15 protein-coding genes and 1 pseudogene are annotated in these 13,223 nt (G+C 69.3%); 8 read left to right on the forward strand and 8 right to left on the reverse strand.

Translation table 11 applies throughout. The features are described from left to right. The first annotated feature begins 247 nt into the window (after window positions 1-247). From phoU to OHT77_RS21005, 5 genes are all read left to right on the forward strand, one after another. The gene (gene phoU / locus OHT77_RS20985; protein WP_266771033.1) at window positions 248-937 is read left to right on the forward strand and encodes a phosphate signaling complex protein PhoU; all 690 of its coding nucleotides are present in this window, start codon (window positions 248-250) and stop codon (window positions 935-937) included. Between the two features lie 122 nt (window positions 938-1,059). Beyond that, window positions 1,060-1,215: a hypothetical protein gene (locus OHT77_RS20990; protein ID WP_019062518.1), complete on the forward strand. Its 156-nt coding sequence runs from the start codon at window positions 1,060-1,062 to the stop codon at window positions 1,213-1,215. A gap of 171 nt (window positions 1,216-1,386) precedes the next feature. Then, window positions 1,387-1,635, forward strand: a complete 249-nt coding sequence (locus OHT77_RS20995) for an SCO4226 family nickel-binding protein (protein ID WP_328830078.1) — start codon at window positions 1,387-1,389, stop codon at window positions 1,633-1,635. A gap of 150 nt (window positions 1,636-1,785) precedes the next feature. Beyond that, window positions 1,786-1,977 carry a hypothetical protein gene (locus OHT77_RS21000; protein ID WP_328830079.1) on the forward strand — a complete coding sequence of 64 codons (192 nt, stop codon included), beginning with the start codon at window positions 1,786-1,788 and terminating at the stop codon, window positions 1,975-1,977. 187 nt (window positions 1,978-2,164) lie between these two features. After that, window positions 2,165-3,541 (forward strand): S53 family peptidase, encoded by a 1,377-nt coding sequence (locus OHT77_RS21005; protein ID WP_328830080.1) that lies wholly within the window; start codon window positions 2,165-2,167, stop codon window positions 3,539-3,541. 69 nt (window positions 3,542-3,610) lie between these two features. Here OHT77_RS21005 and OHT77_RS21010 read toward each other — a convergent pair whose 3' ends face one another. Continuing rightward, the gene (locus OHT77_RS21010; RefSeq protein WP_328830081.1) at window positions 3,611-4,159 is read right to left on the reverse strand and encodes a hypothetical protein; all 549 of its coding nucleotides are present in this window, start codon (window positions 4,157-4,159) and stop codon (window positions 3,611-3,613) included. Between the two features lie 124 nt (window positions 4,160-4,283). After that, complete coding sequence (locus OHT77_RS21015; RefSeq protein ID WP_328830082.1) at window positions 4,284-4,682, reverse strand: DUF3883 domain-containing protein; 399 nt, start codon at window positions 4,680-4,682, stop codon at window positions 4,284-4,286. Between the two features lie 88 nt (window positions 4,683-4,770). On the opposite strand from OHT77_RS21015, the gene OHT77_RS21020 reads away from it, so the two are divergent. Beyond that, on the forward strand, window positions 4,771-5,055 hold the full coding sequence (locus tag OHT77_RS21020) for a ribosomal protein L7/L12 (protein ID WP_328830083.1): 285 nt from the start codon (window positions 4,771-4,773) through the stop codon (window positions 5,053-5,055). Here OHT77_RS21020 and OHT77_RS21025 read toward each other — a convergent pair. Together OHT77_RS21025 and OHT77_RS21030 are read right to left on the reverse strand one after the other, a co-directional pair. Further along, window positions 5,045-5,590: a GIY-YIG nuclease family protein gene (locus tag OHT77_RS21025; RefSeq protein ID WP_328830084.1), complete on the reverse strand. Its 546-nt coding sequence runs from the start codon at window positions 5,588-5,590 to the stop codon at window positions 5,045-5,047. The genes OHT77_RS21020 and OHT77_RS21025 overlap by 11 nt on opposite strands. Window positions 5,591-5,879: 289 nt before the next feature. Continuing rightward, window positions 5,880-7,265 carry a macro domain-containing protein gene (locus OHT77_RS21030; protein ID WP_328830085.1) on the reverse strand — a complete coding sequence of 462 codons (1,386 nt, stop codon included), beginning with the start codon at window positions 7,263-7,265 and terminating at the stop codon, window positions 5,880-5,882. Between the two features lie 119 nt (window positions 7,266-7,384). Here OHT77_RS21030 and OHT77_RS21035 point away from each other — a divergent pair, with 119 nt between their 5' ends. Then, window positions 7,385-8,269, forward strand: coding sequence for a macro domain-containing protein (locus OHT77_RS21035; RefSeq protein ID WP_328830086.1), 885 nt, complete (start codon window positions 7,385-7,387; stop codon window positions 8,267-8,269). A 78-nt stretch (window positions 8,270-8,347) separates the two neighbouring features. Here the strand turns inward: OHT77_RS21035 and OHT77_RS21040 are convergent, their stop codons facing one another. The 4 genes from OHT77_RS21040 to OHT77_RS21055 all read right to left on the reverse strand — a co-directional run bounded on the left by OHT77_RS21040 (window position 8,348) and on the right by OHT77_RS21055 (window position 12,359). Next, entirely contained in the window at window positions 8,348-9,046 is a 699-nt protein-coding gene (locus OHT77_RS21040; protein WP_328830087.1) for a nucleotide-binding protein, read from the reverse strand. Window positions 9,047-9,048: 2 nt separating this feature from the next. Further along, the gene (locus OHT77_RS21045; protein WP_328830088.1) at window positions 9,049-10,650 is read right to left on the reverse strand and encodes a hypothetical protein; all 1,602 of its coding nucleotides are present in this window, start codon (window positions 10,648-10,650) and stop codon (window positions 9,049-9,051) included. Between the two features lie 30 nt (window positions 10,651-10,680). Next, the gene (locus OHT77_RS21050) at window positions 10,681-11,373 is read right to left on the reverse strand and encodes a hypothetical protein (protein ID WP_328830089.1); all 693 of its coding nucleotides are present in this window, start codon (window positions 11,371-11,373) and stop codon (window positions 10,681-10,683) included. 500 nt (window positions 11,374-11,873) lie between these two features. After that, window positions 11,874-12,359, reverse strand: a complete 486-nt coding sequence (locus OHT77_RS21055; RefSeq protein ID WP_328830090.1) for a DUF4265 domain-containing protein — start codon at window positions 12,357-12,359, stop codon at window positions 11,874-11,876. Window positions 12,360-12,462: 103 nt separating this feature from the next. Between OHT77_RS21055 and OHT77_RS21060 the strand changes: the two are divergent. Then, window positions 12,463-12,771: pseudogene (locus OHT77_RS21060) on the forward strand (site-specific integrase); the annotation flags it as partial. Between the last annotated feature and the right edge of the window lie 452 nt (window positions 12,772-13,223).

The following is a 13,223-nucleotide window of genomic DNA, read 5'->3' on the forward strand; positions in this document are numbered from 1 at the left end:
AGGCATGGGATACCTCCTGGCCACAGCCATCGGAGTGCGACCTCGAACACTCGTCGCCCAGAGTTCACCTTGGAGCCAGTATTGATTCATTTGGGGTGGCGTAAACCGTCGCGTAGGAACGGGAACGTGGGAGCGTGGGGTGGAAGGGCCGGTTTTACGTCACACCGACGGGCCCGGGCCCCCAGAGTCCACCGAGCCCCCTGAGCCCTTTTGACCCCCGAAGCACAACGTAGGAGAGGGAACCCTGATGCGGGACGCGTACCACGAGGAACTTGACTCGATCGGTGACGGTCTGGTGGAGATGGCCCGGCTGGTCGGGTCGGCGATCGGACGCGCCACGACGGCCATCCTGGACTCCGACCTGAAGCTGGCCGAGAGCGTCATCGAGGCCGACAAGAAGGTCGACGACCTCCAGCACGACCTGGAAGCACGGGCCATAGCCCTGCTGGCCCGGCAGCAGCCGGTGGCGACGGATCTGCGGATCGTCGTCACGTCGCTGCGCATGTCCGCCGACCTGGAGCGCTCCGGCGACCTCGCCCAGCACGTGGCGAAGCTCGCCCGGCTCCGCTTCCCCGACCGCGCCGTGCCGCACGACCTGCACGCGACCATCCTGGAGATGGGTCAGCTCGCGCAGCGTCTGATGGCCAAGGCGGCCGAGGTCATCATCACGAAGGACGTCGACCTGGCCCTCCAGCTGGAGGCGGACGACGACGACATGGACCTGCTGCACCGCACGCTCTTCCAGCACCTGCTGGACGACAAGTGGAAGCACGGCATCGAGACCGCGGTCGACGTGACCCTGCTCGGCCGCTACTACGAGCGTTTCGCCGACCACGCGGTGTCGGTCGCGAAGCGGGTGGTCTTCCTGGTCACGGGTGAGCACGCGGACGAGTTGCAGCCGGACATCCAGCCGGTGACGGGGGCGGAGGGCGCGTAGGTCCCGGGTCCGGGGCGAGGCGCCGCGGGCCGGGGGCTTGCGGGGGAGCCCCAATGCGCCGTTGATGCGCCTGGCGCAGCGGGCATCCAATGGGCAAAGGCACCAGCCCTCTAGGAGGACCCATGGCCGAATCCCCCGCCACGACGCCCGACCCGACGCAGGAGCGCGAGACCCAGCAGCCCGCCGAGATCAAGAGTCTCCCGCTCTTCGGCGCCTGCGGCTGCGGCTCGGGCTGCGGCTGCGGCTGCCAGTCCGGCAATCCGTGCCAGTGCGGCTGACCGCCGCGTAACACCACCGGAGGGGCCCGGGCGCACACCGCGCCGGGGCCCCTCCGCCGTGTCCGGGCCCCCCTCCCCTGATCGTTGCGCACGGTGGCCGGGAGGACCGTACGGGCGCAGCATGGAAGGGAAGGAGAGAGCGGGCGAGCGCACGGAAGGAGGTGCGCGGCCATGGCTCAGTACATGGACGTACACCACGGAATGAAGGGCATCACGGCCGACCAGTTGATGGCGGCCCACAAGGCGGACCTCGCGGTGGAGAAGGACGAGGGCGTCCACTTCGAGCGGGCCTGGGCCGATCCGGAGACCGGGACCGTGTACTGCCTCTCGGAGGCCCCGTCGCCCGAGGCGGTGCAGCGCGTCCACGAACGCGCCGGTCACCGGGCGGACGAGGTGCACCCGGTGCCGTACTCGATCTGAGGACCGGCGAGCGGGTCCCTCCGGGGTGCGGCCAGCCCCACCCCTCATCGGGTGGGGCTCTCCATGGTTCCTGTAGGCGGGCGAAGGCATCGTAGGAGTCAGGCAGTTCGCGACCGATCGTGCAGGCACTCCGTCCGGAAGGAACGTCCCATGGAATCGCAGCAGTTCATGAACGCCGGTACCACCGCGGTCGCCGGCGAGAACGCCCTCGCGCCGCTCCTGGCCGCGTGGGACCGGGCGCATCCCGTTCCGGGCGACCCCGAGTGGCGGCACCTGCTGGACGAGATCGCGCATCCGGGTACGACGGAGGCGTTCCGGCGGCTGGCCGGTTCCGCGGTCTGAGGCGGTTCGCCCGCGTCAACAGGTCGGATCACCAGGACCGTTCGAGTCTTTGGTGCTGTTTGGGCAAAGGGTTCGGCATCGACAGTTCAACAGTCTTGTCCTGTGCATGTCTCACTCGATGAGATGCGCGGAGACCGTTTCGCCCGGCTGACAGCCGGACGAACTCCGCAGCACTCAGGGGGGATTCATGCACATAGCCCGCACGAGACTGAACTTCGCCGCCGCTACGGCCGCCACCGCCACCCTCGCCGCCGCCGCGCTCGCGACCGCGCCGCTGGCCGTCGTCGCCGGCGCCGCGCCCGCCGCCGTACCGCAGACGAAGGCGATCCCGGCCATCACCGGGCACACCCTCGCGCGCGACGTGCCCAGCCCGCTGTCCAGCGCGCAGTGCGAGGCCAAGTGGGGCATCGCGTGCTACAACCCGCTGCAGTACCGCACCGCGTACAACCTCAACTCCCTTTACAAGAAGGGCATCACGGGCAAGGGACGCACGATCGTCATCGTCGACTCGTTCGGCTCGCCGACGATCCAGCACGATCTCGACACGTACAGCAAGCAGTTCGGCATGCACAGCACCAAGGTGAACGTCGTCAAGTGGGGCAAGGTCCCCGTCTTCGACCCGACGAACGCCGACATGACCGGCTGGGCGGGCGAGACCACCCTGGACGTCGAGATGGCGCACGCGGTCGCGCCCGACGCGAAGATCGTGCTGGTCGAGACGGCCGTCGCGGAGACCGAGGGCGTCACCGGGCTGCCGGAGATGATGGACGCCGAGAAGGCGCTGATCGACCACGGCGTCGGCGACGTCATCACACAGAGCTTCGGCGCCACCGAGAACACCTTCCCCGGCTTCGACCAGGGCGACTTCTCCAGCATCAAGAAGCTGCGCTACGCCTTCCAGGACGCGAACCGCAAGCACGTCACCGTCCTCGCCTCCTCCGGCGACGGCGGCGCGACCGACTCCACGGCGGACGGCAAGGGTTACTACGACAAGCCGGTCAACTCCTGGCCGTCCTCGGACCCGTTGGTCACGTCGATCGGCGGCACGCAGCTGCACCTGGACGACAAGGGTGACCGCGTCACGCCGGACAGCGTCTACAACGACTACGGCGCGGGCGGCGGCGGCCAGTCCCACGTGTTCGCCCGCCCGTCGTTCCAGAACGGCGTGAAGAAGATCGTCGGCACCCAGCGTGCCACCCCCGACGTCTCGATGGCCGCGGCGGTCAACGGCGGCGCGTGGACGTACTCCAGCTTCGACCCGACGGCCGTCGGCTGGGACGTCTACGGCGGCACGAGCGAGGCCAGCCCGCTCTTCTCGGGCATCGTCGCCCTCGCGGACCAGGCGGCGGGGCACCGGGTCGGCAACATCAACTCGGCGCTGTACACGCTGGCGCGGCACGGCGCGAAGGCCAACGGCATCGTCGACGTGAACGACGGCACGAACAACTCGTACGAGGGCGTGACCGGTTACACCGCGGTCAACGGCTACGACATGGCGACCGGCGTGGGCACGGTGGACGCGCTGCGCTTCGTCCCGGCACTGGCACGGGCCAGCCGGCGCTGACCCAACCGACGAGGACGGCCCAGGCCCAACAAGCCTGGGCCGTAGTCGTGTTGACTCGCTTCACACACTTCACATGCTGATGGACTGCGCGTAACTCACCTGGTTGAGGACGTGCACGACCTGGTTCCGGGACTGCACGGGAATCATCGTGGAGTGGTGCCGGCCCCCGCTGTTGACGCTGACCTGCACGAACCCGGTGGTGACCCGCTCCTTCATCAGCAGGAACAACAGCCCGATGAAGCACAGCAGAAAGAACAGGATCGCCAGCACGATCGCATGCGGCGGAATCCGCTCCTCCGTCCGCGACATGTCGGTGGCCGTCCACACCGCACCCCTGAGCGGCATGGGCCCGGCCGGGCTGACGATGGTGTCACCGTTGACGGCGATGTCCCCGAGGGTCAACAGAAGTGCTGCGAAGGCGGGTTGGGGTTGCTGTTGCGCGTACGGCTGCGGCTGCGGGGCGGCCTGCGGGTAGCCGTAGACGGGGGTCGCCCCCGGGGCCGTGGGATAGCCGTAGGCCCCCTCGGCGTAGGGACCACCGGGCTGCGCGGCATACGGATTCTGCCCGGGCTGCCCGGGCGGCTGTTCCGGAGGCGGTCCGGGGTACTGGTTCGCCATGGGTGCTCTTCCCCCCGAGAGTGCGTGTGGACTACGGCGGCAACAGGTCCGCTGGGCGGACGAGTTACGCCGTGGCCTCATCCTCCCGCTCGGTCACGTCGCGTATCTACGTAATGACGAGAAATCACCGGGTGGGGAGGCGCTCCCCGTCGTCGTACTCCGCCGCCCTGAAGGTGGGCCAGTAGGTCAGCTGCGGCTCGGAGCGCTCGATCATCGCCCGGAGGATCTCGCCGCGCAGGACGCGTACGCCGATCTCGGGTCCGTCCAGGCCTGCGAGGTTGTCGACGACGTAGAGGTGGAAGCGATCGGGATTCGCCCGGGCGGCCTCGACTTGGCGGTGTTCCAGCGGCAGTGGTTCGCTGCGTGCCGAGCGGCTGAACGCCTTCACCTCGATCATGCGAGGCGCGCTGTCGACGTCGTACGGCAGGCCTGACGTGCGGACATCCCTGGGCTCGCGGCCGGCGGCCCGCTCCAGGGCCAACACGTGTGTGATCGCGGCCTGTTCGGTCTCTTTGTTCCCCACGGCACCCCCCGTTGTCCTGCGACGCCATGGTGCCGCGCGGGACCGCGAGTTGGGAAGCTGGAGCTATGAATCCCGGCGGAGGGGAGTGATGGTGCCCGAAGGCCCCGAGCACATCGTGTACTTCGAGTTGGTCTGCGACCACGTGGACTACGACGTCGTGGTCGTCGACGCCGGTGCGCGGGTGCTCGATGTCGCCAAGGTGGTACGCCGGTTGACGGGGCTCAGCCTCTGGCGCAGCAAGGTCCTGGTGATGGACGCACCGGCCGTGGTGCTCGACGGCGTCCCGCAGGCGGACGCCGAGGCGGCGGTCGGGGTGCTCCGTGAGGCGGGGGCGTCGGCGGAGACGAGGGAATGGCAGCCACCTACGAGCTGACCGGCAACTCCCGGGCTCGCCGCCGTGCTTGGGCCCGTAGCTCCTTCAAGCGACCGTGAAACGCGTTGTGGCGGTTCTGGTCGAGGTTCAGCGGGAGGTCGAGTTGGGAGATGAGCTGTGATTCCAGGGTCCACGGTTCGCTCTGCTCGATCCAGGACACCCGCGCGTTGTCCGCCATCCACTGGCTCAGCTCTGCTTCGCCGACCTTGCCGAAGGTCATCCGCTTGCCACTGCCCACGCGCCGCAGTTCAAGTCCGAGCAGGCATCCGAGGGTAAGCCGCAGCGTCGAGCCGGCCGCGTTGCCCCGGTAGTGGTAGCGCACCCGCTTGCGCAGGTTCTGCGTGCTGGTCCGATTCGCCATGTACCTCGGGGCTATCCCGACGTAGAGCAGGCGCCCGGCGTCCAGGTCCGGGTGGGGCTGCTGCTCGAAGTGCCACCCGTAGACCCCTGCCGCCGCCGGGACGGGGCTCGGGCGCGCCAGAACTTCCTGCGCCGACCACAAGCGGACCGGACTGACGAGAGTGCTGGCCTCCATGAAGCCTCCCTGTGGGACACGGGTGATCGCCGCAGGTTACTGGGCGACGGTGACATGTGGCATCGGCTTGGGAACCCGTGGATCCCCCCAGGATCCGGCACGCGCGTGGTGTCGGAATCGGATCGGAAGCGGATGGTGGCTACCCGCGGAAGCGGGTGGGGCGGTGCACTGGGGCTCGGTGAGGCCGGGTGGGGGCGGGCCAGGGGCCGGTGGGGGGTGCCGCGTGGGGGAGCCGGAGCTGCGGAGGAACCTGTCGGTGCGGGGGCCGGTCGTCCGCAACTGCCCGGTCTCACCTTGGAGTTGGGTGGTCCGTGTGGTCGTCCAGGTCCGGGACCAGTTCGTGGAAGCGGCGTTCGACCGGGGAGAGGTCGGTGCTGGCGAGGTCCTCCGGGCGGATCACTATGCGGAGTTCGGGTGTGAGCGCGGGGTGCAGACGGCACGCGGCGATGAACGAGTCGACGATCAGGCCCACGAGTTGGCCGCGGTCGAGGTCGGTGACCCGGGCCAGCCCGGAGCCGACGAGCGGGACGGCGACCGGTCTGAACAGGCCGTGCACGGCGACCGAGGCCCAGAGCCGGTCCAGGCTCGCCCGCAGGTCCTCGTTCCCGGACCTGGCCACCAGGTCGTTGCCGAGGCGCGAATAGGCGACCGCGAAGATCCGGCGGCCGTCGACGGGCACGGCGACGGTCGTGCCCACCGGGTAACGGACCCGCCGGCCGCGCGGCTTGGCCCGTGCGCTCTCCGTGCCGACGGCCCGCACGCCCCGCAGCCCGGCCTTCAACTTCTCGTCCAGCAGGCGGCGTCGGCCGCCGAAGAGCCGGTCGACCAGCTGGCTCTGGACGCTGTCGCGGCTGATGACGATGTCCTGGTCGGTCTCCGTGTCGAAGGTGTCGGTGAACCCGACGACCAGATTGCAGTCGGTCTGCTCGAACAAGTCGCCCCGGACCAGGACGACATCGGCCCGCTGCCCGGGCAACGGGACTCTGTGGCGCAGCAGTTCGGCACCGTGGCGGGCGCGGAGCGCGGCGCGCAGGGTGTCCAGGACGCGCGCGGCGTCGAAGTCGTCGGGGTGGTCGCGGACGATCAGTTCGGCGACCGGCAGCGCGAGGTCGGGACGTCCCAAGTCGGCCTGCACGCGCACCAGTTCGCGGCGGGCGGAGTCCAGCAGTGCGGTGAGGCGGCGGATGAAGGGGTCCGCGAAGTTCTCGCCGTTGACCTCGGCCAGCGGCCTCCCCCGGACCAGGGTCAGCGCCTCGGCCAGCTCATGGGCCGCGGTCGCGGGCGGGGCGAGCAGCGCACCGCGGACGACCGCCGTGAACCGCGCGCTGTCCAGCTCCTCGGGCCGCAGCACCAGCCGGTAGGCGGTCTCCGGGCCGTGCACGGTGACCTGCTGCTCGGTGCGCAGGACGCGGGCGGCGGTGCCGTCCTGGACGGGGTCGAGAGCGCGCCGCAGTTCCAGGACGCGCTTCTGCACCTCGTTGCGATTGCGCTGGTCCAGATGGCGCGGGCCGTCCGCCAACCCCCATACGTCCCGCCGCAGTTGACGCACCGGCACGGCCTCGCCCTCGGCGGCCACCAGGCGGACCAGCAGCCGGGTGGTCAGCGGTGTCAGCCGGATCGGGATCCCGTCGACGTCGAGCCGGACCGGCCCCAGCACTCTGACCTGAATGCGCACTTGTCCATCGGCCACCCGCGTCGCCCCCGCCGCGTTCCTGTATCGCTGAGCCGCTCTGCTTCATCACTCTGCGTCACCGATAAGTGACCAGCAGATTATCATGATGTCCTGGAGGAACCGTGTTTTCCAGATTTCTGCGGTTCTACGGCACCGGGCGGGCGCGCAGGATTTTCGCGCGCAGCACGATGGTGGCTTTCGGCGGCATTTCCGCGGTCCTTCAGTTCGTCGGGCAGTTCTTCCCCCGCAGCTTTCCCGATCCCGGCACGGTCACGGTGGTGTCCGTGGCGGCCTGCCTGGCGTGGGGGCTGGGCCAGGCGCGTCCGGTGCCGCGGGTGGAGCAGACCTTCCGACGCCCCGACCTGACGGTGGTCGTCGAGGCGGGCGACGTGTTCGACCAGCCGGCGCATCTCGTCGTCGGGTTCTGCGACACCTTCGACACCGCGTCGGCCACCGGCGAGGTCATCAACGCGGCCAGTGTGCAAGGGCAGTTGCTGCTCCGCCGGTACGAGGGTGATGTACGGCGGCTGGACGCGGACCTGACTGCCGCGCTGGCCGGGGTCACCCCGGTCGGGCGGGAGGACCGGGAGCGCAAGCCGCTGGGCAAGCTGGACCGGTATCCGCTCGGCACGGTGGCGGTCCTGGGCGCCCGGCCGAGGCTGGTGTTCGGCGTCGCGTACAGCCGTATCGGCAACGACTGTGTGGCCGCGTCCAGTGTCGAGGACCTCTGGCTCGGGCTCGGCCGGCTGTGGGACGCGCTGCACCGGCATGCCCAACTGGAGGCGGTGGCCATGCCGTTGGTCGGCTCGGGGCTGTCCCGGCTCGACCATCTCGACCAGGACAGCCTGTTGCGGCTGATCCTGATGTCGTTCATCGCGCGGTCCCGGGAGGGCGCGGTCTGCCGGGAGTTGCGGGTGATCGTACGGCCCGCCGACCTGGAGCGGATCGACATGCGGGAGGTGGGGGCGTTCCTGCGGGTGCTGGCGGCCGGACTGGACCGCGTATGAAGAGCGCGCGGGAAAAGAAGGAAGGGGGACGGACGCCGGAGCGCCCGTCCCCCTCAATTCCCGCTCTTTTCCGGTGCTTCAGGCGAGCCGTCGGTACGCGGAGAGATTCCGGAAGTACCGGGTGTCGCGCCATTCCGGCCCGTTGTCGTCGAGTTGGCAGCCGGCCAGCCTGAGCCGGGCGGCGATCTTCGCGAGGGAGGCCTCCGTGCCGTCGAACCGGATGACGTTGATGCCCGCGGTGTCGGCGACGTGCCGCAGCCGCCCCACCTCGACGATGACGGTCCGCTCGGGGTAGGCCATCAGCACCATGCCCAGCTCGATCAGGACGTTCTGCCGTGGCTGGCCGGTGAGTTGGGTCTCGTCGTCCCGCTCGCTGTTCCCGAGCAGATGCGGGTGGAGCTTGGCGACGTCGTCGGGGGTGAGCAGGACCAGGGCGGCCTGTGCCTGCGCCGGTGCGTTCATGACGACCTCGCCCAGGAAGGGCGCGGTCCTGCCGGTGGCCCGCACCAACTCCTCCCATTCCAGGGGCCGTAGGTCGAGCCTGCGCAGCAGTCCGAACATCGCCGCGCGCACCTCTTCGTCCCGGCCGTGCACGACGAAGACGCTACGGCTGCGGTCGTGACCGACGGGCGGCGGTGCGGACGGCTGCCCGGAGGCCTTCGGCCCGGCGGCCGAAGTCGTGGGCGCCGCATGGTAGTTGTAGCCGAAGCCCGAGTTCTCCCCGCCGAGGATGACCTGGCTGTTGTCCCCGAAGGTATGGCTGTCGCTGTCGCCCATGCCTAGTCTCCTCCGCTGCCGGGCGAACTGGGGCCCGGCGGCTGGTAGTTGTAGCCGAAGTTCTCGTTGTGGCCGCCGAGGATCGCCTGGGCGTTGTCCCCGAAGAGGATGTTGGTCTGCGCACGGTCGTGGTCGGCGAGATCCACGTGGTGCTCGCCCAGGAACTGCCGGATGGTGTGCAGCAGCCGGCGCTCGACGATCTGGCTGTACTTCAGGGCGTCGGTCTTCTGGAAGAAGTGGTGGTAGGTGTCGCTGGTGGCCATCTCCCGGACGCTGGTGAGCGCGCCGCAGTCCACCGACTTCTTCGCGTAGCGCCCGAGCCGGAACTCGCTGGTGTCGACCTCCGCGCTCCCTCCGGTGAACGTGACCGTGCTCCAGCCGCCCCGCGCGGGCCGCACGAACCGCCGTACCCGCCGCGGCAGGAAGCGCCGGGGAACCAGCCGCAGGGGCCACAGCCCAAAAGCCAGGCACCAGCGCGGCACGGCCTTGACCATGTCCCACGCGACCCGCACCGCGAGCCGTCCGTCAAACGCGTCGGGCAGTCGGTCGACGAGGTGGAACTCCCTTACCAGCGGCCCGAGTACGTAGGTGTAGAACTCGGTGTGCAGGGTGTCGCCCTTGAGGTCGAAGCCGACGAAGATCGAGGTCACCAGCTCCTCGTTCCAGGAGCCGACGCGGATGCACAGGTACTCGCGGGCCGAGTCGTAGTCCTCCCGCCAGTGGATGGCCGGGAGGTCGTCCATCCCCGGCAGCTGGGACCAACCGGCTCCCACCGTACGGTCGTTGGTGCGGATCGCCGTCGTGTAGCGGCGCTGCTCGACGGTCAGCCCCTCGATGCGTTCGTCCCAGCGGGCCTCGTCGCGGAGTTCCGCGCCCATCCGGTGGGCGACGTACGTGGTGATGTCGTGGACGGTGAACGGCAGGACGGGCTTGCGCTCCACCTCGTCGAGGTCGCCCCCGGACGCCTCGAACTCCTTGCGGGCGGCGAGGCGGTTCTTCGGTGCGCCGAGCAGGAGTTGGGCGTTCGCCCAGTCGCGCAGCGGCTCGCCCGCTCCGACGAAGGGCCGGAAACCGCCGTAGAAGACGAGGCCGGTCTGACCTGCCTGTTCGCGGTCGATCTTGCCGATCAGGGCGTCGGTGAGTCTGCCGGCGACGGGGTAGGAGCCGTCGAAACCGCCAGCGGGGCCGGTCTCCTTCAGGCGGGTCATCAGGATGTGCAGGGTGACGATCCGGCGCAGATAGGCGGCGCCCCACAGCACCCAGAACATCAGCTGGGCGGCGATGAAGAAGCTCAGCGGGCCGATCGTCAGCAGCAGGAGCGCGACCGCCGAGCCGGCCACAACTCCCCCTTGGATACGGCGCAGTCGGCGGGCCGCGAGCGCGTGGGCGAGGACCGAGACGGCGTCGTAGCCGTACGACGGCGCGACCACCCGGAAGCGGTGCTTGAGCAACTCCCGTATGACGGCTCTGCGGTAGACGGGATCGAGGTATGTGCCCGCGGACAGCAGGCGGGTGGCCTTGGTCCGTGCGTACACGCGGGGGGTCTGTGGCGCTCCGGGCGGACGGCCGGGGGCGTAGGGGTGGTGCGGTGCCTGTGTGCTCACGATGGTTCAGCGCTCCACTCGTGCGGGGTGTCAGCCGATCGGGGTTGCCGTGCCGTGCGTGATCACACCGTTCTCGACGGTGTAGGTGACGCTGAACTTGCTCGAAGTGCCGTTCGTCTGAAGGGCGTTGAGGACCAGTCGTACGACGCTCCCCTGGACGGACAGCTGACTCACCGTGTCCTGCTGGGTGTTGGCGTATCCCTGAGCGAACGCGCCGTAACTGCCGTCACCCAGGTTCTTCCCCCCGAGGGCCCAAGCGGTCTGGTAGTCACGCCTGTTGACCGCGGCGAAGTAGGCGGTGACGACCGCTTCCGGCGTCGCCGCCGCAGTGGTCGTCTCCTCCGTCGGATCGACGAGCGCGCTCCCTCCCCCGGCGTCCCCGGTCTCCGTCGTCCCGGGCGCGGTGGTGACCGGGTCGGAGGCGGCGTACGGGTCCGGCGCGGTGGTGAGCGAGTCGGAGGCACCATAAGGATCCGGCGCGGCGGACTGGCTGTACGTGTACGACGCGGTCGGCGGACTCCACGGCCGGGCCTGCGCCCCGCCGCCACTCGAGTAGGCCCCGTCGACCAGCCCCAACAGCAGCACGGCCAGCAGAGGCACCCCGATGACGGCGAGCCCCCACGTACGGGCAGCTCCGGCGGGCGGTATCAGCCCGTCGGCCCGGTAGGGCGTCGGGGGGTTCGGTACGGCGGGAGTGGGCGGTGGTGGTCCGAGGTCGTTCATGGGACGCTCCGACGGGATGGCGGGCTAGCGGATGGGCGGCGTGGGGGGCGGGCCTACGGGCCAACAGGGCTACGGGGCTACGGGGCTACGGGGCTACGGGAGATCCCCGCAAAGGGCTGATCGACCCCTCGCATGCCACCAACATCACCGCTTCCGCCACCAGAACCGATCCGCTTCCGATGCGCTTCCGGGGGCCCAGGGGGTTCACCGGGGCCCCTCCCGCCGCCCCCTCCGCCGCCCAGCACGAAGCCCCCCACCGGAAGGAATCCGCAGGTGGGGGGCTTCGCCAGGAGGGGGGTCTGGGGTCGGTCAGGAAGCGGTGTTGCTTCTTCTTGCCCTGGGTGTCGTCGGGGGTCTTGGAGAGCTGGGCTTTTGCTGCTCAAGGGCGGTGGGCTTGTGCGCCTGGCGCTCGTCGTTGGTCGTCGTCGGTCGTCCTTGGCCAACGTTGAGCGACCTCGGGCGGGCCAGGGGCGGCCCGGCTATGGGTCACGTGACCGGCATCAGCCGACGGAGGCAGCCCGCCACTGCGCGGTGATGCATCCCTCTTCCATGTCCCACCACTCCTTGGCCACACCGTGGTTGAGCAACCGCTGCACCTCGGCGAGATCGGCGGTGGGCGGGACGTCCAGGGCGACCATGCCGAACTTCTCTATCCCCTCGCCGCTGACTCCGAGTTCGCGAAACGCGTTGATCACGCTCTGCCGTGCGGCTGCTGAACCGTCGTCGCGGAACACGATGAGGCGGATGGTGCAGTTCTCGGAACGCCGCATCACATCGCCGGCCCATCGCACGCCTTCGTCATCGGGTTCGGTGGCCACGATGTCTCCGCAGGCGACGCCTCGGACGAACCAGGGGACGTTGTCGAGCCGCGCGGTGCCGTCGCCTTGGTCGACAGCCCACAGGCTCTCCACCGATGCCGGGGGCCAGTCGTCCTCGACCTCGAGCCGGAAGTGCACCTTCACGTAAGGGCCCTCGGGGTTCGTCATGGTTCCCAGGATGCAGAACCCTGATGTGCCGGTCGCAGGTGGGTGACGGGCGACGTCCGTTCAGAGCTGGATACGGGTTGGCCGTTGCCCCGACCGACAGGACACCGGGCCGCGCGGTGGTCACGTCTGGCGGACGTCCCTCAACAAGGAGGTGCGGAAGCGGGCGCTGGCCTCGGCCGGCGTGATCCCCGAGCGGAAGCCTGGCGGAGTCGTACGTCTAGTCTCGCGAGAACGGCATGCACGCACTCAGACACTTCTACGCCTCGGTGCTCTTGGACGCCGGGGAGAACATCAAGGCACTCGCTGAGCACCTGGGCGCTCGGACCCTGGTCTGACGCTTCGCGTGTACGCGCACCTGATGCCGTCCAACGAGGAGCGCACCCGCAAGGCGAATGCGGCCGTCTTCGCCTGACACACAGAAGGATGCACCTCAAACGCTCCATCCGTGAACTGTGGTCCGTGAACTTTGGTCCGCCGACAATGTTGCGACACGCAATTCACCGACCACAGCATTTGGAATCACCATCCGTGAACTGTAGTCCGTGAACTTTGGTCCACCGACAATGTTGCGACACGCAATTCACCGACCACAGCATTTGGAATCACCATCCGTGAACTGTAGTCCGTGAACTTTGGTCCACCGACAATGTTGCGACACGCAATTCACCGACGCCACCCACATCTGCGGGTGGGTGGCCACCCTCCCGCCCTCCCGCCCTCCCGCCCTCCCGCCTGGGCGGCCGGGCGGCCGGCCGCCCGGGTATGGAAGGAGGAGCGGAGTCAATATCGGCAAGTACGCCGCAGCACCCCTTCGAGGCACTTAACCTGACTGAGGTTGGCCATGTAGTCGAGATTATCGACCGA

Source organism: Streptomyces sp. NBC_00252 (assembly GCF_036187565.1).
Classification (GTDB): Bacteria; Actinomycetota; Actinomycetes; order Streptomycetales; family Streptomycetaceae; genus Streptomyces.